At 67.1% G+C, this 17,184-nt stretch carries 15 protein-coding genes; all 15 read right to left on the bottom strand.

Going from position 1 to position 17,184, the window contains the following annotated elements; genetic code table 11:
• Positions 1-152: 152 nt before the first annotated feature.
• From ftsA to QOL79_RS01975, 15 genes are read right to left on the bottom strand one after another with little or no spacing between them, the layout of a single operon-like run.
• Entirely contained in the window at positions 153-1,409 is a 1,257-nt protein-coding gene (gene ftsA, locus QOL79_RS02045) for a cell division protein FtsA (RefSeq protein ID WP_058454620.1), read from the bottom strand.
• 3 nt (positions 1,410-1,412) lie between these two features.
• Positions 1,413-2,354 carry a cell division protein FtsQ/DivIB gene (locus QOL79_RS02040; RefSeq protein WP_058454621.1) on the bottom strand — a complete coding sequence of 314 codons (942 nt, stop codon included), beginning with the start codon at positions 2,352-2,354 and terminating at the stop codon, positions 1,413-1,415.
• A gap of 10 nt (positions 2,355-2,364) precedes the next feature.
• Positions 2,365-3,291, bottom strand: a complete 927-nt coding sequence (locus QOL79_RS02035; protein WP_283418454.1) for a D-alanine--D-alanine ligase — start codon at positions 3,289-3,291, stop codon at positions 2,365-2,367.
• Positions 3,288-4,187, bottom strand: coding sequence for a UDP-N-acetylmuramate dehydrogenase (gene murB, locus QOL79_RS02030; protein WP_283418453.1), 900 nt, complete (start codon positions 4,185-4,187; stop codon positions 3,288-3,290). The genes QOL79_RS02035 and murB overlap by 4 nt, the downstream gene beginning before the upstream one ends.
• On the bottom strand, positions 4,184-5,614 hold the full coding sequence (gene murC, locus QOL79_RS02025) for a UDP-N-acetylmuramate--L-alanine ligase (protein WP_283418452.1): 1,431 nt from the start codon (positions 5,612-5,614) through the stop codon (positions 4,184-4,186). The genes murB and murC overlap by 4 nt, the downstream gene beginning before the upstream one ends.
• Complete coding sequence (gene murG / locus QOL79_RS02020) at positions 5,614-6,798, bottom strand: undecaprenyldiphospho-muramoylpentapeptide beta-N-acetylglucosaminyltransferase (protein ID WP_058454625.1); 1,185 nt, start codon at positions 6,796-6,798, stop codon at positions 5,614-5,616. The genes murC and murG overlap by 1 nt, the downstream gene beginning before the upstream one ends.
• Positions 6,795-8,012 (bottom strand): FtsW/RodA/SpoVE family cell cycle protein, encoded by a 1,218-nt coding sequence (locus QOL79_RS02015; protein WP_167541728.1) that lies wholly within the window; start codon positions 8,010-8,012, stop codon positions 6,795-6,797. The genes murG and QOL79_RS02015 overlap by 4 nt, the downstream gene beginning before the upstream one ends.
• A gap of 25 nt (positions 8,013-8,037) precedes the next feature.
• Complete coding sequence (gene murD, locus QOL79_RS02010) at positions 8,038-9,345, bottom strand: UDP-N-acetylmuramoyl-L-alanine--D-glutamate ligase (protein WP_283418451.1); 1,308 nt, start codon at positions 9,343-9,345, stop codon at positions 8,038-8,040.
• On the bottom strand, positions 9,342-10,412 hold the full coding sequence (gene mraY, locus QOL79_RS02005; protein WP_058454627.1) for a phospho-N-acetylmuramoyl-pentapeptide-transferase: 1,071 nt from the start codon (positions 10,410-10,412) through the stop codon (positions 9,342-9,344). The genes murD and mraY overlap by 4 nt, the downstream gene beginning before the upstream one ends.
• On the bottom strand, positions 10,412-11,788 hold the full coding sequence (locus tag QOL79_RS02000; protein ID WP_283418450.1) for a UDP-N-acetylmuramoyl-tripeptide--D-alanyl-D-alanine ligase: 1,377 nt from the start codon (positions 11,786-11,788) through the stop codon (positions 10,412-10,414). Before QOL79_RS02000 ends, mraY begins: the two co-directional genes overlap by 1 nt.
• Positions 11,785-13,224, bottom strand: coding sequence for a UDP-N-acetylmuramoyl-L-alanyl-D-glutamate--2,6-diaminopimelate ligase (locus tag QOL79_RS01995; protein ID WP_283418449.1), 1,440 nt, complete (start codon positions 13,222-13,224; stop codon positions 11,785-11,787). The genes QOL79_RS02000 and QOL79_RS01995 overlap by 4 nt, the downstream gene beginning before the upstream one ends.
• The gene (locus tag QOL79_RS01990) at positions 13,224-14,915 is read right to left on the bottom strand and encodes a peptidoglycan D,D-transpeptidase FtsI family protein (protein WP_283418448.1); all 1,692 of its coding nucleotides are present in this window, start codon (positions 14,913-14,915) and stop codon (positions 13,224-13,226) included. The genes QOL79_RS01995 and QOL79_RS01990 overlap by 1 nt, the downstream gene beginning before the upstream one ends.
• On the bottom strand, positions 14,912-15,526 hold the full coding sequence (locus QOL79_RS01985; RefSeq protein WP_058454631.1) for a hypothetical protein: 615 nt from the start codon (positions 15,524-15,526) through the stop codon (positions 14,912-14,914). Before QOL79_RS01985 ends, QOL79_RS01990 begins: the two co-directional genes overlap by 4 nt.
• The gene (gene rsmH / locus QOL79_RS01980; RefSeq protein ID WP_283418447.1) at positions 15,520-16,509 is read right to left on the bottom strand and encodes a 16S rRNA (cytosine(1402)-N(4))-methyltransferase RsmH; all 990 of its coding nucleotides are present in this window, start codon (positions 16,507-16,509) and stop codon (positions 15,520-15,522) included. The genes QOL79_RS01985 and rsmH overlap by 7 nt, the downstream gene beginning before the upstream one ends.
• The gene (locus QOL79_RS01975; protein ID WP_058454633.1) at positions 16,506-17,006 is read right to left on the bottom strand and encodes a division/cell wall cluster transcriptional repressor MraZ; all 501 of its coding nucleotides are present in this window, start codon (positions 17,004-17,006) and stop codon (positions 16,506-16,508) included. The genes rsmH and QOL79_RS01975 overlap by 4 nt, the downstream gene beginning before the upstream one ends.
• Between the last annotated feature and the right edge of the window lie 178 nt (positions 17,007-17,184).

Raw genomic sequence — 17,184 nt, 5'->3', positions numbered from 1 at the left:
CCACTAATCTCCCTGCAGCGGCGGACCTGCGCCGCTTCCCTCACCTTGCGACCCATCCGGACGTCAGTCCCACCGTCCGGCATTCTGGTATTGCATTGCACTATTGTGACCTCGGAATCACCCAAAAAATTAACCTTTTCGCCCCCTGGGCATCAAAAACTGCTCTTGAGAGCGGCCATCAAACGGTTGATGATCCCGGTGCTCTTCGGCCGGTACACATCCTGCGCCATCATCGGCAGGTCGCGAAGGTCCACCGGGTCCGACGCGGCGTAGAGAACCAGTCCCGCGAGCGTCGCGAAAGCGGGGCCCGAATGCGCGTCGGGCAGGCCGTGCAGACCGCGCGGTCGGCCGATGCGCGCGGCGCGGCCGAGCGCGCTCTGGGTATAATCGGCGATCCCTTTCAGGTCCGCGCCGCCACCGACGAGCACGACCTGGCGGCCAACCGGGCCGACAAAATGCAGGTCTTTCAGCGTCCTCCCGACGTCTCCCATCATCGCGTCGAGGCGCTGGCGGATGACCGCAACGAGCTGCGCACGCGTGATGCGCGGCGAATCCGACCCGGCGGGGGCGGAAGGGTCAAGCTCGATGATCTCGTTATTGTCGCGCGGACTGGCCGAGGCCGAGCCATAGAAGCTCTGCAACCGCTGCGCCTGGCTGCGGCGGATACCGAAGGCCGAAGCGATGTCGTCGGTTATGTCGCTGGCGCCGAAGGGCAGCGACGCCATTTCGACCAGCATCCCCCCCGCGTAGAGCGAGACGGTGGTGACCGCCGCGCCAAGCTCGACGAGCGCGACGCCGAGGTCGCGCTCCTCGTCCGACAGGCAGGCGAGCCCTGCGGCGATCGGCGACGCCACGACCGCGTTGACGTCGAGATGCGCCTGCCGCACCGCAGCCTCTAGGTTCCGCACCGGCGCGCCATCGGCCATGATGATATGGATGTCGACGCCGAGCCGGTCGGCGTGAAGGCCGATCGGGTTCTTGACCCCGGTGAGGCCGTCGAGCGTGTAGAGCGCGGGCTGCGCGTGCAGAATCATCCGTCCCTCGGGGTCGATGCCGGCGCGTCCCGCGGCGAGCAGGTCGTCGATATCCTCCTGCTCGATGCGGTGGCCGCCAAGCTCGCTCTCGATCGGCGCGACATCGCTGAGCAGGCTGCCCGCCGAGAAGCTGACCCAGACATCGTCGATGTTCAGCCCTGCAATGCGTTCGGCCTGCTCGATCGCCTCACGCACGATATGCTCGGTCTGTTCCATGTCGGCGACATAGCCGCGCTGGACGCCCCGGCTCTCGCGCTGGCCGGTGCCGAGGACATGGAGCGCACCGTCCGCCGTCTGCCCCGCGATCAGCGCGCAGACCTTCCACGACCCGACATCGAGCGCGGTGATGATCTTTTCGATGCGCGGCGGCGCCATGGCTTATCCTTTCTCCGCCGAACTGGCCGCGGCAACGGCGTCGACCGCATCGCGCGCGTCTTCGAGCTTCGTCGGCGCCACCTGCCCTTCGTGCGGCAAGCGTAGCACGAAACGCGACGGGTCGCGCATGTCGAAACGCAATATTCCGCGCCCGAGCAACCGGTTGGCGCCGTCCATATGGGCGAACCTGGCAAGCGCAGCCTTCGCCTCGCCCTCACCCTCGGGGAGCGACAGCGTCTCACCGCTGCGGAAACGCAGATCCCAGCGGCGGTTGCCGACCCAGGTCGCTCCCGCGAGCAGCTCCTTGAGGCTGCTCGCCTCGGCGAGCAGGCGTTCGAGATCCTGCGCGCGCTGGTTCGCGCGCGGCCCGATGACGAGCGGCAGGTCGGGCATCGTCGCGACGCTGACGGGTTCGAGCACGACGCCCTTTTCGTCGATCAGCGAGAGGCGATTGTTGTGCTGCCAGATCGCGGCGGGCGAGCGTTCGACGATGTCGACGACGAGCGTGTCGGGCAGACGGCGCGAAACGCGCGCGTCCTTGATCCAGCCATATTGCATCAGATCGTGGCGCACATCCTCCAGGTCGACCGCCGCCATCGAGCGGTCCTTCTGCGCGAGCGCGATGTCATAGACCTTGAGCCGGTCGATGCGGTCGGCGCCGACAACCTCGACCTTCTTGACCATGAAGCCCGCCCGGCCGACCGCCTGGGCATATTCCTCGTGAATTTTCGCGGTGACGCCGGTCGCATGGGCAACGAGCACGACCAGCGCGGCGAGGCCGAGGCCGATCGTCCAGTTGGCGACGCGCTGAAGCTGCTGCGGCGACACGGGCAGCGCATTGATCACCGCGTTGAGGCGGGACTTCTGGACCGAGCGCCGCTTCTTCGTCGTGCGCGCGGGGCGCCGCGGCGCGGCCTTGCCGCGCTTGATCTTCGTACTGCTCATGACTTCATTCTCATGACAGGGCTTCCCCCACGATACGTTCGACGAGTTCGGCATAATCCATGCCGATGGCGCGCGCTTGCTCGGGCACGAGGCTGAGTGGCGTCATGCCGGGTTGGGTGTTGACCTCGAGCAGGAAGATGCCCGCGAGGCCATGTTCGTCGTCCCAGCGGAAATCCGAGCGCGACGCGCCCTTGCAACCGAGCAGGCGGTGCGATTGCAGCGCGAGATCCTTCATCCGCTGCGCGACGTCGGCGGGGACGTCCGCGGGGCAGACATGTTCGGTCAGCCCGTCGGTATATTTGGCGTCATAATCGTAAAAGCCCGACTTGACGCGCAATTCGGTGACGGCGAGCGGCGTGTCGCCGAGTACCGCGACGGTGAGTTCGCGCCCCTTGATGAAGGGTTCGGCGAGCAGCCGGTCGAACTCCTGCCACGGCCCCACCGCGTCACGCGCGATCGGGTTGCCGTAATTGCTGTCGTCCTTGACGATCGCGACGCCGACCGAGGAGCCTTCGTTGACGGGTTTGAGGACATAGGGGCGCGGCAAGGGGTCGACTGAAAACAGGCTTTCGCTGTCGACCATCACCCCCGTCGGCATGGGCACACCATGCGGTACGAGCGCCTGTTTCGTCAATTCCTTGTCGATCGCGATCACCGAGGTGACGAGCCCGCTGTGGGTATATTTGAGGCCCATCAGGTCGAGCATGCCCTGCACGGTGCCGTCCTCGCCCGGGACGCCATGGAGCGCGTTGAACACGACGTCGGGTTTCGCCTCGGCGAGCCGCAAGGCGACGTCGCGGTCCATGTCGATGCGCGTGACCTTGTGGCCCCGGCTTTCGAGCGCGTCGGCGACGCCGTTGCCGCTCATCAGCGACACTTCGCGTTCGGCGGACCAGCCGCCCATCAGGACGGCGACATGCCACGGCCCTCGGCTCATTCGGGCTTACCCACGCGCTGTATCTCCCATTGCAAATCGATGCCGCTCTTGTCCTTCACCCGGCGGCGGACTTCCTCGCCGAGCGCCTCGATATCGGCGCTTGTCGCGTCGCCGGTGTTGATCAGGAAGTTGGTGTGCTTCTCGCTAACCTGCGCGCCGCCGACCGCGAAGCCGCGGCAGCCGGCTTCATCGACAAGCTGCCACGCCTTGTACCCGTCGGGGTTCTTGAAGGTCGAGCCGCCGGTCTTCGAACGCAGCGGCTGCGAGGCTTCGCGGCTCGCCGAGATGCGGTCCATTTCGGCCTGAATGGCTGTGGGTTCATCCCGATAGCCACGGAAGGTTGCGCCGACGACGACCGCGCCCTCGGGCAATTCGCTGTGGCGATAAGTGTAGCCGAGGTCTTCCAAAGCAAGGAATTTGCGCTGACCTGACCGAAGCACGACCTCGCAACTGATCAGAATGTCTTTCACCTCGCGACCATAAGCACCGCCGTTCATGCGGACGAAGCCACCAACGGTGCCCGGAATGGAGCGAAGAAATTCGAGGCCGCCTACACCGGCATCCCGTGCCGTCGAAGAGACCAGAATGCCAGAAGCGCCGCCGCCGCAGCTTAGCGTCTGCCCATCCTCAACAACCACCTTCGCGAACGCCTTGCCGAGCCGGACGACGACGCCGGGAAAGCCGCCGTCGCGGACGATCAGGTTCGAGCCGAGGCCGAGCGCCATCACCGGGATCGCGGGATCGAGATCGCGGAGGAAGGCGGCGAGATCGTCGGCGTCCTTCGGCTCGAACAGCCAGTCGGCGGGGCCGCCCGACTTGAACCAGACGAGCGGCGCCAGCGGTGCCTTCGGCGTCAACTTGCCGCGCACCGCGGGAAGGGTTTCGGCCGCGCTCATGCCGCCGCCACCGCCGCGGCGAGGCCGGCCGCCATTTTGGTGATGTCGCCCGCGCCGAGACAGATGACCATGTCGCCGCCGCGCAGGCTGCCCGCCTTGATCCCGCCCGCGATATTGTCCGCGAGCGCGGCCGCGTCGGCAACGGTCGAGGCATGGCGATGGCCGCGGTCGCGGAGGCCCGCGACCAGCGTATCCGACGACACACCCTCCATCGGGCTTTCGCCCGCCGCATAGACGGGGAGCGCGAGCACCATGTCGGCGTCGTTAAACGCCTGCTGGAAATCGTCCATATGATCGCGAAGCCGCGTGAAGCGGTGTGGCTGGACGACCGCGACAACACGCCCCGCCCCTGCCCCTTCGCGCGCCGCCGACAGGACTGCGCGGATCTCGACCGGGTGGTGCGCATAATCGTCGATGACGGTGACGATACCGTCCTTGACCGCGATCTCGCCGACCTTGGTGAAGCGGCGCTTGACCCCGGCAAATCCGTTGAAGCCCGATGCGATCTTGTCGTCGCTGACGCCCATGTGCAGCGCGACAGCAATCGCCGCGAGCGCATTCTGGACATTGTGGCGACCCGACATCGGCAGGTGGATGCCCTCGATCGTCCGGCTGTTCCCGTCGCGGTCGCGTACGACGACGTCGAAGCGGTTGCCGTCGGGGCCGGGGGTCACATTGGTGCCGCGCACATCGGCCTGCGCCGAAAAGCCATAGGTCACGATGCGGCGGTCGCGGATGCGCGGGATAATCGCCTGCACCTCGGGATGGTCAAGACAGAGCATCGCCGCCCCGTAAAAGGGCACATTCTCGATAAACTCGACGAAGGCGTCCTTGATCGCGTCGAAGCTGCCATAATGGTCGAGATGTTCGGGATCGATGTTGGTGACGACCGCGATCGTGCCGTCGAGGCGCAGGAAGCTGCCGTCGCTCTCGTCGGCCTCGACCACCATCCAGTCGCTCGCCCCGAGGCGAGCGTTCGAACCATAATTGTTGATGATGCCGCCGTTGATCACCGTCGGGTCGATCCCGCCCGCATCGAGCAGCGCGGCAACGAGGCTGGTCGTCGTCGTCTTGCCGTGCGTGCCGGCGATCGCGACGGTCGACTTGAGGCGCATCAACTCGGCGAGCATTTCGGCGCGGCGGACGATCGGGATACGGTGCGCGAGCGCCGCCTCGACCTCGGGATTGCCGCGCTTGACCGCGGTCGAGGTGACGACGACCGCGACGCCGTCGACGTTCGACGCGTCGTGGCCGATCGCGACCTTGATCCCGCGCCCCCGAAGTCCCTCGACCACATAGGAGTCGGCGATGTCGCTGCCCTGCACCTGATAGCCAAGATTGTGCATCACCTCGGCGATCCCCGACATGCCGATGCCGCCGATGCCGATGAAGTGGATGATGCCGATATCGGTCGCAACGCCGCGCATCAGCGTTCTCCCGCGCGCGTCGCGGCGACGCCGGACGCAACGGCAGCGCCGCGCGAAGGCGATCCGACGCGGATCACGTCCATCATCGGCGGTGCGGCGAGCGACTCGACAAGATCGGCAAGGTCGCGCGTCGCGTTCGGAAGACCGCAGCTCGCGGCGCGTTCGGCCGCCTCTTCGAGCGCGCCGGGTTCGAGCGCCATGCGCTGGATATGCTTCGCAACCTCTGCCGCGGTAAAATCGGGCTGCTGGAACGAAATCGCTCCGCCTGCCTCGACCAGATCGACGACATTGTAGGTCTGGTGATTGTCCATCGCGTGCGGATAGGGGACAAAGATCGCGGGACGCCCGGCGCAGGCGAGCTCGGCAACGGTCGATGCGCCCGCGCGCGCGATCACCAGATGCGCCCAGCGCAGCCGCTCGGGAAAATCCTCGATATAGGGCGCGCATTCGGCAGCGACGCCGAGGTCGGCATATTTGGCGCGCACCGCCTCGATATCGTCCTCGCGGCACTGCTGCACGACCTGCAGCCGGTCGAGCAGCGCGCGCGGCAGCATCGCGATTGCGGCGGGGACAACATCGCTCAGCACCGTGGCGCCCAAGCTGCCGCCGACGACGAGCAAGCGGACGATGCCGTCCTCGGGAAGCGGCGGGAAGCCATCGTCGCGGATTTGGGCGATCTCGTCGCGCACCGGGTTGCCGGTGATATGCTTCTTGAGCTCATGCCCCGCCGGAAAGCGCTGGATATTGCGATAGGCAACCGCGACTGCGTCGACGCGCGGCGCCATCAACCGGTTGACGCGGCCGAGCACGGCATTCTGTTCGTGGATCACCCGCGGGCGCCTGGTCGCGCCCGCCGCGAGCAGGCTGGGGAGCGAGGGATAGCCGCCGAAGCCGACGACGACGGCGGGATCGAATTCCTCGATCAGGTCGATGGCCATGCGGCGCCCCTTGCGGATCGCGAGCGCCGCCCTGACCCAGCCGACGGGGCCGCCCGACACGCGGCCGGCGGGAAGGACATGCGTTTCGAGATCGGCAGGGGCGCCCGGAATCTTGAGGCCGCGATCGTCGCTCACCAGCGCCACGCGGTGCCCGCGCGCGATCAGCTCGCCCGCGAGGGCATAGGCGGGCAGCATATGCCCCCCGGTTCCCCCGGCGGCGAGGAGGAAGTGGCGGGTCGCTGTCATCTATTGTTCCAGTTGCGGGTGAGGGACACCCGCGCCGCATAGGGGTTCCGGCGGGTCAGCGACAAGAGCAAACCCATACCGATCGACAAAGCGATGAATGACGAGCCCCCATAGCTGATGAAGGGGAGGGTCATGCCCTTCGACGGGAAGAGCTGGGTGTTCACTGCCATATTGATCGTCGCCTGTCCGCCGAACTGCGCGATCAGCCCCGCGACCGCGAGGATCAGGAAGCTGTCCTCCTCGTCGAGCAGGCGGACCAGCACGCGGACGATGATCGCGAGAAACAGCACCGCGATCGCGATGCACGCGATGATCCCGAACTCCTCGCCGATCACCGAGAAGATATAGTCGGTATGCGCTTCGGGCAGCTTGAACTTGGCGAGCCCCGCGCCGGGGCCCGAGCCGATGAGCCCGCCGGCGGTGATCGTCGCGTGCGCCTTGTCCTCCTGAAAGCTGTCGCCCTCGCCGAACAGCCAGCTGTTGATGCGCTGATGCGCGACCGAATAGGTGAAGTATGCGACGACGATCCCGGCAAGGCCGCTTGCGGCGAGGACGCCGATGATCCGCATCGAAAGCCCGGCGACCATAACGAGCACCAGCCAGGTTCCGATGAAGATGATCGTCTGCCCGAGGTCGGGCTGGCCCATCAGCAGCACCCCGATGACGCCGGTGAGCAGGAAGGACAAGGGGACAACGGGCAGGCTCTGGTCGTGGAGGCGCAGCGACAGGATCCACGCGAGCGTGACCGCGAAGAACGGCTTCAGAAACTCCGACGGCTGGAGGCGGAAGATGCCGCTGCCGATCCAGCGCTGCGCGCCGTTCACCGTTGTGCCGATCAATGGCACGAGGAAGAGCAGGGCCATGAAGGCGATGGTGCCATAGATGGCAAAACGCCGCGCCTGCGCCTTGGGCAGCATCGACACTGCGAGCATTACCGGGACGCCGACGACGACCCACATTAGCTGGCGATAGAAATAATAGAGCGGGTCGAGGCTGGCGGTCGTGGTCGACAGTTTCTGCGCCGCCACGGGCGAGGCAGCCGCGACGGCGACGAGCCCGGTCGCAATCAGCATCGAAACGAGCAGCAGCAGCACGCGGTCGATTTCCCAGAACCACAGGCCGAGCGGGGTGCGGTCGGCGCGGCTGAGGCGCGGTCCGCGCCGCTTCGCCGTCCGCGTCGTCGCGGCGATCACCGGTCGTTCGGCTGCATCCATCGGTTCGCTCCCCCCGCGCATCTCGTCACTCACGCCCCAGCGCCCGTACAAGGTCGCGGAACATGTCCCCGCGCTGCTCATAATCCTTGAACTGGTCGAACGAGGCGCAGGCGGGCGAGAGCAGCACCACGTCGCCCGGCGCGACCAGCGCCGCCGCCTGCCCCACCGCGGCCGCAAGGTCGCCCGAGCGCTCGACCGGGATCGCGTCGCCGATCTCGGCCGCGAAGGCGTCCATCGCTTCGCCGATCAGATAGGCGCGCTTGACGTGTCCGAACCAGGGACGGCAGGCCGAAAGCCCGTCGCCCTTGGCCTGCCCCCCGGCAATCCAGTGAAGACGCTGGTCCGGCGCCGGCGGGAAAGCCGCCAGCGCCGGTGCAGCGGAAGCCGCGTTGGTCGCCTTGCTGTCGTTGAACCAGCGGGCACCATGGGCTTCGCCGACCAATTCCATCCGGTGCGGGAGCGATTTGTAGGTCGCGAGCCCCCGCTCGATCTGTTCGTCGTTCAATCCGAGCACGCGGCAGACCGCGATCGCGCAGACGGCGTTCTGCGCATTGTGCGGCCCCTGCAGCGCGGGCCAGCGCGCCTGATCGACGGGGTCGATATCCTTTGCCGAGACGCGGTGGAGACGATGATTGATGCGCCCCGCAATCATTCGCGACGGATCGTCGTCGGTCGCGACGATCGCGACCTGATCGCGGTGCTGGAGGCTGAAGAGCCGCGCCTTCGACGCAGCATAGCCCGCAAAGCCGTGGTAGCGGTCGAGATGGTCGGGGCTGAGGTTCGTCAGCACCGCGACGTCGCAGGCGAGGCTGTGCGACAGGTCGATCTGGTAGCTCGACAGTTCGAGGACGTACACGCCGCCTTCGGGCAGCGGATCGCGGCTGAGGATCGGCAGGCCGATGTTGCCGCCCATCAGGGTCGGCACGCCCGCGCTTTCGAGCATATGGGTGACCAGCGCGGTGACGGTCGACTTGCCGTTGGTGCCGGTGATGCCGACGACCTTGTGCGGCGGCAGGGCGCCCTCCGCCTCCGCGAAGAGTTCGATGTCGCCGATCACGGGCACGTGCGCCGCGCGCGCGTGCGCGGCGATCGGGTGGCGGTTGAGCGGCACGCCGGGCGAGACGACGACGCCCGCAAAGCCGATCAGGTCGATATCGAGGGGATTGCCGATGTCGGCGCCCAGCGCCATTGCATCGTCGCGCGCCTCCTCGCGTTCGTCCCATGCGGTGACCCCCGCGCCGCTGGCGATCAGCGCTTCGACGGTCGCCAGCCCCGAGCGCGCCAGTCCCAGTACCGCGTAACGGCGGCCGGCAAAGACGCGCGAGGTGATCACCGGAGCTTCAAGGTCGCGAGCCCCGCGAGCGCGAGGACGATCGAGACGATCCAGAAGCGGATGACCACGGTGGATTCGGGCCAGCCGAGTTGTTCGAAATGATGGTGGATCGGCGCCATGCGGAAGACGCGCTTGCCCGTCCGCTTGTACCAGAACACCTGGATGATCACCGACAGCGCCTCGACCACGAACAGCCCGCCGACGAGGACCAGGACGAGCTCGTGCTGCGCGGTCACCGCGATCGTCGCGAGCGCACCGCCAAGCGCGAGGCTGCCGGTGTCGCCCATGAACACCGCCGCGGGAGGCGCGTTGAACCACAGGAAGGCGAGGCACGCGCCGATGATCGCGGCGGCGAACACCGCAAGCTCACCCGCGCCAGGGACGTGCGGGATGCCGAGGTAGCCAGCGAACTTCACGTTGCCCGACAGGTAGACGATGACGAGGAAGGTCAGGCTGGCGATGATCACCGGGAACGTCGCGAGCCCGTCGAGCCCGTCGGTGAGGTTCACCGCGTTGCCGAAACCGACGATCAGTACCATCGCGAAGAGATAATAGAAGGGCCCGAGTTCGAGCACCACGCCGCTGAAGAAAGGCAGATACAGGTCGGTACCGGTGCGCGACACGATCAGCACCACCGCGACCCCGGCGATCAGGAACTCAACCAGCAGGCGCACGCGCCCCGGAATCCCCCGGTGGCTGGCCTTCGTCACCTTGTCGAGATCGTCGAGAAAGCCGACGAGCGCAAAGCCGCCGGTCACGAAGATACACGCCCAGACGAAACGGTTCGACAGGTCCATCCACAGCAGCGCCGAAATCATCAGCGATATCAGGATCATCAGCCCGCCCATCGTCGGCGTGCCCTTTTTCGCAAGATGGCTCTGCGGGCCGTCGTCGCGGATCGGCTGCCCCTTCCCCTGCCGCATCCGCAGCATGAGGATGAAGCGCGGCCCGATCCAGAGGCCGATGATCAGCGCCGTGGCGACCGCCGCGCCCGAGCGGAAGCTCAGATAGCGGATGAGATTGAGAACCCCCGGAAAGCCAAGCCATTCCGCCAGCCAGTACAGCATCAATAATCCCCGTTGGTCAGCGCCGTCACAACATGCGACAGGCCGACGCTGTTCGACCCCTTGACCAGCACCGTGTCGCCGGGGCGGATCAAGTCCCTTAGCCGCCCAGTCGCGGCCGAGTGCGCGGCCACATGCTCGAAATCGATACGCCCCTCAAGCGCTTTGGCGAGCGGCGCCATCTCTTCGCCGACAAGCAGGGCGAACTGCACCCCGGCCGCGACGAGCGGAGCCGCGAGCCCCTGATGATAGGCCTCGCTGCCCGGCCCAAGCTCGCGCATCGCACCCAGAATCGCGATCCGCCGTTCACCGGATTCGGTCGCCAACTGGCCGATCGTCGCAGCCATCGAAGCGGGATTGGCGTTGTAGCTCTCGTCGATGACGAGGATATGGCCGCCGGGAACCGGCACCCGATGACGCGCCCCGCGCCCCGCGAGCCCGCCCATCTCGGCAAAGGCGAGCCCCGCCGCGGGCAGGTCGCCGCCGACCACCTTCACCGCCGCAAGCACCGCCATCGCGTTCGACACCCAATGCGCCCCCGCTTGTGAAATGGTGAAGCAGAGGAGCGCATCCTGCACCTGCGCGGTGACGAGCGAGCCGCCCTGCCCGTCGGACAGCCAGTCGACCGCGCGGACGTCGGCGCCCTCGCCCAGCCCGAAGCTGACGATATGCGCGGCGTGCTGTTCGGCCTTGGCGCGGAGGCGGGCGTAATGCGGGCTGTCGAACGGCACGATCGCGGTGCCGCCGGGTTCGAGCCCTTCGAAAATCTCGCCCTTCGCGTCGGCGATCGCCTCTTCGCCGCTGAAGAATTCCATGTGCGCGGGTGCGATGGTGGTGACGATCGCGACGTGCGGGCGCACCATGCGCGTCAGCGCCGCGAGCTCGCCGGCATGGTTCATCCCCATTTCGAACACGCCGAAATCGGCGGTCGAAGGCATCCGCGACAGGCTGAGGGGCACACCGACATGATTGTTGTAGCTTTTGACCGAACGATGCGCCTTGCCGGGCCGGAAGCGATCGAGCGCGGCGAACAGCGCCTCTTTCGTACCGGTCTTGCCCGCCGATCCCGTGACGCCGATGATCCGTCCGTGGCTGCGCGCACGCGACGCGATGCCGAGCGCGTTCAGCGCGGCGACGCTGTCGGCGACGCGAACGTGCGGAAAATCGATCGCGGTTTCGCAGACGATCCCGGCGGCGCCCGCCGCGATCGCCTTGTCGATGAACTTGTGGCCGTCGGTCGCTTCGCCCTTCATCGCGATGAAGAGGTCGCCCTTCGTCACTTCGCGCGAGTCGAAGGCGACGCCGTTTACGGTGAAGTCGGCGGTCGCGGTTCCACCGGTCGCCGCAGCGATGGCGCGTGCGGTCCAGAGCGCAGTCATGCCGCCTCCTCGCGCGCGACCGCGACATCGTCGAACGGAATGACCCGCATTTCCTCACCGCACCCGACGATCTGGCCCTGTTCGTGCCCCTTGCCCGCGATGCAGACGATGTCGTCGGCGCGAGCCTCGGCAATCGCGGCGGCGATCGCCGCGCGGCGGTCGCCGATGATCCGGGCGCCCGGAGCGCCTTCGGCAATCGCGGCGCGGATGACAGCGGGGTCTTCGCCGCGCGGGTTATCGTCCGTGATGATCGCCAGATCGGCCCTGGCCGCCGCGATTTTGCCCATTTCGGGCCGCTTCGCCTGGTCGCGGTCGCCGCCGGCGCCGAAGACCAGGATCAGCCGCCCGCCCGCGTGCGGACGCAGCGCATCGAGCGCCGCTTCGATCGCATCGGGCGTGTGCGCATAGTCGATATAGATCGGAGCCCCCGCTCTGGTGATCGCCGCGCGCTCGAGGCGACCGCGCACCGGCTGAAGCCGCGCAAGGTTCGCAAGCGTCTGGCCGACATCGCCGCCGGTCGCGATGACGAGTCCCGCCGACACGAGCGCATTGGCGACCTGATAGGCGCCGATCAGCGGCAGATTGACCTTCTGCGTGAGGTCGCCTGCCGCGATGACGAGCGACTGGCCGAGCTGGGTCGGTTCGCGCGAGACGAGGCGAAGCGCATCGCCATGCGCGCCGACGGTCAACAGGCGTACGCCGCGTGCCTTCACCGCTTCGATCACCGGCGCCGAATATTCGTCGTCCGCCCAGACGACGGCCGCGCCATCCTGCTCGACCACTTCGGTAAAAAGGCGGAGCTTGGCGGCCAGATAGGCCTCCATCGTCCCATGATAGTCGAGATGGTCGTGGCTGAGGTTGGTAAAGGCGGCCGCCTTCACCGTCAGTCCCTCGGTCCGATACTGGTCGAGCCCGTGACTCGACGCCTCGAACGCCGCGTGCGTGACCCCTTCGGCCGCCAGCCCCGACATGTTCGACAGGAAGGTGACAATGTCGGGGGTCGTGAGACCGGTCGAGGCGCTGTCCTGCGACGTCGTGATGCCGAGCGTCCCGATCGACGCGGCGTTGAAGCCCGCCATGCGCCAGAGCTGGCGCGTCATCTCGACCGTCGAGGTCTTGCCGTTGGTCCCCGTCACCGCCACGCAGGTCGCCGGGAAGCGGTGGAAGAAGCGCGCGGCGATATGCGCGAAGGCGCGGCGCGGATTGGCGTCGGCGATATGAACCGCGCCCTCGACCTTCGCCTCCGGCCGCGCGACGATCGCGATGGCGCCGGCAGCGATCGCGGCGGGAATAAAGTCCTCGCCATTGAATCTCTCGCCGACGAAGGCGCCGAAGATGGTGCCCGGCGCGACCTTGCGATGGTCGATTGCGAGCCCGGTTACCACCGGACCCTCGCCTGCCGCGCCATGATCGCCGAGCAGCGCGGAGAGACGCATTATTCGTTTTCCCCGTCTCTCCGAACGAGCGGAATGAGTTCGGATACGTCGACGTCGCGGCTTTCGTCGGGATAGACGCCCAACATCGGCCCCGCGCGCATCACCACTTTCCTGACCACCGGCGCCGCGGTCCAGCCGGCGGTGCGCTGGCCCGAGCTATAGGCGTTGCCCTTCGGCTCGTCGACCATCGCGATGACGACATAGCGGGGATTGTCCATGGGGAAGGCGGCGGCGAACGTCGCGACGACCGAGCTGCGACGGTAGCCGCCGACCCCCGGCTTTTCAGCCGATCCGGTTTTGCCCCCGACCCGGAAACCCGGTGCATCGGCCTGCTTGCCGGTGCCGTCAGTGACGATGAGGCGAAGAAGCTGGCGCATCCGCGCGCTGGTCGACGCCTTGAACACGCGGCGACCCTGCGGCGGCGCCTTGTCGCCCATCTTCTGCAAGGTGGCCGGACGCCAGATGCCGCCATTGACGAGCGCGGCATAGGCGCTCGCGAGATGCAGCGGCGTCACCGCGATGCCGTGGCCGTATGCGGTCGTCATTGTCGACAAACGACCCCATTCCTTGGGCCACAACGGAAAGGCGCGCTCCTTGAGTTCGATCTCCGGCCGCTTGTTGAATTCGAGGCTGCGGAACAGCTTTTCCATCTTTTCGCGCCCGAGTTCGTCGGCGATACGCGCGGTCGCGATGTTCGAGCTCTGGATCAGCGTTTCGGGGACGTTGTACCAGCGGCCGGGGTGGCTGTCGCGGATACGGAAGCCCGCGATCGCGAGCGGCTGGCTGGCGTCATAGCGGCGCGCCATGCTGGTGACGACGCCGTCGTCGATCGCGGCGCCGATCGACAGCGGCTTGAACGTCGACCCGAGTTCGTAAAGATTATAGGTCACGGCGTTGCGACGCGCCGGCGCGTCGGCGGCGACCAGCTTGTTCGGATTATAGGTGGGCAGCGAGGTCATCGCCAGCACCTCGCCGGTGTGGACATCCAGAATGACGCCCGCCCCGCCGATCGCTTCGAGGTTCGTTACCGCGTTGTAAAGCTCGCTTTCGAGCACACCCTGGACGCGCGCGTCGATCGACAGCGTCAGCGGCTCGCCGCGCGTCGCCTTGTCGATCAGCCGCTTGTCGAACGCGCCCTCAATGCCGGTAACGCCGTGACCTTCGGCATCGGTGAAGCCAAGAACGTGCGCCGCGAGCGTGAGCTGCGGATAGAGCCGTTCCTTCTCGCGCGGGAAGTCGAAGCCGACGTCGCCGATCGCGTTCACCGCCGCGACCTGGTCGGGCAGCGCGCGGCGGCGGATATAGGTGGGCTTCGAACCCGACAGCTTGGCGACGAATTCCTCGCGCGGGGTGTCGGGGAAGATCTTGACCAGCTCGTCGGCCAGATATTGGCGGTTGTTGAGCAGCTTCGAAGGCACGACGCGGATCGAATAGCCGTCGATCGTCCGCGCCAGCGGCACGCCGTTGCGGTCGACGATATCGGCGCGTGCGGGAAGGAACGCCGCCGAGCCATTGCCGTGCCCTGACGAGGTATCGAACAGCGCAAAATAGAGCAGACGCACCGAAATCAGGAAAAACGCCGCCATGAACAGCAGCATCAGCATCATCAGACGCTGCTGCGCGGTCAGCAAGATCTGCTGCCGCACCCCTGCGGTTCGGACCCGGGTCGGACGGACGACCAGCGTGTTCATTGGGCGGCCTTGCCCTCCCTTGCTTCGCGCGCCGCCGCCTTCTTAAGGTCGGCGAGCGTCGATTCGGCGAGGAGCTGGTCCTCGATCATCTTGAGCTGCTCGCGCCGGCGGGTCGGCGCCATGCGCGGCGCGACGTCGCTGCGGACGCTGGTTTCGGCCTGCGCGAGGATCACGGGCTTGACCGTCGCGGGCTTGATGGCGGCGGGCTTCACGGTCTCGTCCTTGGTTGTCGCCGGCGTTGCTGCGGTCGCACCGACCGGGCTGACCATCGCCATCAGCACCGGCGCGACCTCGTTGGCGCCGCGGGCGCGCGGCAGGCCTTCGAGCGAAGCGAGCTGGCGTTCGTTGGCGAGATATTGCGACGCCGACGGCGCCGAATAGCCGAAGCTCTCGGCGTTCCATTGTTCGAGCTGGCGCATCGAAGCGCGCACCGCGAGTTCGGATTCGAGATAGCGGATGTTCGCCCGCGTCCGGTCGATCTGCCGCTCGACGCGCGTCAGCTCGCTGCGCGTCGCCGCCACCTTCAGCGAGACGGGGTAGAGCATCATCGCGAAGATGAGCACGAGCAGGACCAGGCCGATCCCCTGTAGCTTGCGCGCCGCCATCAGCATGACATGGACTCCTTCGTCGAGTTTTCGGGCCAGGCGGGGGCCGAGGTGCGCACCGCGCTGCGCAGCGTCGCCGAACGCGCGCGCGGGTTGCGAGCTTCCTCCGCCTTGCCGGGGCGCACCTTGCGCGCCGGGGTATCGAAAGTTGCGGCCCGCGCGGGGGTTGAACGCGCGGGCCGGTGCCGCGAACCACCGGCGTCGCCGCCGCTGCGTTCGCGCAGGAAATTCTTCACGATCCGGTCTTCGGTGCTGTGGAAGCTGACCACCGCGAGGCGGCCGCCGGGACGCAAGATGCGCTCGGCGGCACTCAGCCCCGCGACCAACTCGTCGAGTTCGCCATTGATATGGATACGAATGGCCTGAAAGCTCTTCGTCGCCGGATCCTTCGGCGCGCCGGGCGGATGACGCAGCGCCTTGCGGATCACAGTGGCGAGCTCGGCCGTCCGGCTGAGCGGGCGCGCGGCGACGATCGCGCGCGCGACGCGGCGCGACTGGCGCTCGTCACCATAATGATAGAGGACGTCGGCGATTTCTTCCTCGTCGGCGCGATTGAGCCAGTCGGCGGCGCTTTCGCCCTCCTGCGCCATACGCATGTCGAGGGGGCCATCCTTCTGGAACGAGAAGCCGCGCTCGCCCTGGTCGAGCTGCATCGACGAAACGCCGATGTCGAAGGTGATGCCGTCGACCGCATCGATCCCGCGCTCGGCGAGCAGCCGGTCGATCTCGCCGAAGCGGCCATGGACCAGCGTCAGGCGGCCGTCGGCTTCGGCGACGAGCGCCTGCCCTTCGGCAATCGCGTCGGGGTCGCGGTCGCAGGCAACGACGTCCGCGCCCGCCGCGAGCATCGCGCGGGTGTAGCCGCCGGCACCGAAAGTCGCATCGACATGACGCTCCCCGGGCAGGATGGCGAGGGCGGCGATGACTTCTTCACGGAGGACCGGGTCGTGGCGGGGATCCCGAGGAAGGTCGGGGGCAAGCTCGGTCACTTTCGCGCCTTCCCCTTCGTTTCTTCCCATGCCGTCGCGAGCCGCTTGAGGACCGGGTCGGCCTCGACACATTCGGCGAGGCTCGGCAACCACCAGATTTCGAAACGGCGGCCCGAGCCGACGAAGGCGGTCGCGCCCGCCTCACCCACCCGGTCGCGCGCGGTGAAGTTGGGCAGGAAGCGTCCGCTGTCGTCGAGCGTATAGGCCTCGGTGTAGCTGAAGCGCTTCTTGAACGCCTCGTCCTCGTCGAAATCGAGGTTACGGGTCAGCGCGGTGTCGCGGTCGCGCTCGATCTCGTCGGACAGGCGATCATATTGATCCTGGCCGTAGGCGACGAGGCACGGGAGTTTTTCGTGGAAACCGACCCAAAGCACGCGCTGGCCGTCCGCATTGAGGGGCACATTGTTGCGGAACTGCGAGGGGACGGCGATGCGTCCCTTGCCATCGATCGCGGCGAAGTTGGTGCCCGAATACCGGCCGGGCGTAACAACCGCCATCGCTGTAGCCCCCCGTCTCGCGCCTCCGGGCAATAATTTCCTGCCCGCGGAATCACCGATTCCGCGCCGAAAGACTCAGGTGGAGATTGCCCCTCTCCGACTCCTGCCTATCAAGACTCCATCGGGGTGAAAAGGGGAAATTTAGGGTAGTATGGGGAATCTATGCCCCAGAAGGGTA

This window comes from Sphingopyxis sp. Geo48 (assembly GCF_949769155.1).
Lineage (GTDB): Bacteria > Pseudomonadota > Alphaproteobacteria > Sphingomonadales > Sphingomonadaceae > Sphingopyxis.
Note: the sequence above shows the minus strand (reverse complement) of the source record. Positions and strands in the feature narration are given on the sequence as shown.

Excerpts from the sequence above, each read along its gene's own strand:
- QOL79_RS01985 (WP_058454631.1), bottom strand. The coding sequence starts at position 15,526 with ATGCTGATGGCGGCGCGCAAGCTACAGGGGATCGGCCTGGTCCTGCTC.
- QOL79_RS01990 (WP_283418448.1), bottom strand. The coding sequence starts at position 14,915 with ATGAACACGCTGGTCGTCCGTCCGACCCGGGTCCGAACCGCAGGGGTG.
- QOL79_RS02015 (WP_167541728.1), bottom strand. The coding sequence starts at position 8,012 with ATGGATGCAGCCGAACGACCGGTGATCGCCGCGACGACGCGGACGGCG.
- QOL79_RS02000 (WP_283418450.1), bottom strand. The coding sequence starts at position 11,788 with ATGACTGCGCTCTGGACCGCACGCGCCATCGCTGCGGCGACCGGTGGA.
- QOL79_RS02035 (WP_283418454.1), bottom strand. The coding sequence starts at position 3,291 with ATGAGCCGAGGGCCGTGGCATGTCGCCGTCCTGATGGGCGGCTGGTCC.
- mraY (WP_058454627.1), bottom strand. The coding sequence starts at position 10,412 with ATGCTGTACTGGCTGGCGGAATGGCTTGGCTTTCCGGGGGTTCTCAAT.
- murC (WP_283418452.1), bottom strand. The coding sequence starts at position 5,614 with ATGCGCGGCGTTGCGACCGATATCGGCATCATCCACTTCATCGGCATC.
- QOL79_RS02040 (WP_058454621.1), bottom strand. The coding sequence starts at position 2,354 with ATGAGCAGTACGAAGATCAAGCGCGGCAAGGCCGCGCCGCGGCGCCCC.
- QOL79_RS01975 (WP_058454633.1), bottom strand. The coding sequence starts at position 17,006 with ATGGCGGTTGTTACGCCCGGCCGGTATTCGGGCACCAACTTCGCCGCG.
- murB (WP_283418453.1), bottom strand. The coding sequence starts at position 4,187 with ATGAGCGCGGCCGAAACCCTTCCCGCGGTGCGCGGCAAGTTGACGCCG.
- QOL79_RS01995 (WP_283418449.1), bottom strand. The coding sequence starts at position 13,224 with ATGCGTCTCTCCGCGCTGCTCGGCGATCATGGCGCGGCAGGCGAGGGT.
- murG (WP_058454625.1), bottom strand. The coding sequence starts at position 6,798 with ATGACAGCGACCCGCCACTTCCTCCTCGCCGCCGGGGGAACCGGGGGG.
- ftsA (WP_058454620.1), bottom strand. The coding sequence starts at position 1,409 with ATGGCGCCGCCGCGCATCGAAAAGATCATCACCGCGCTCGATGTCGGG.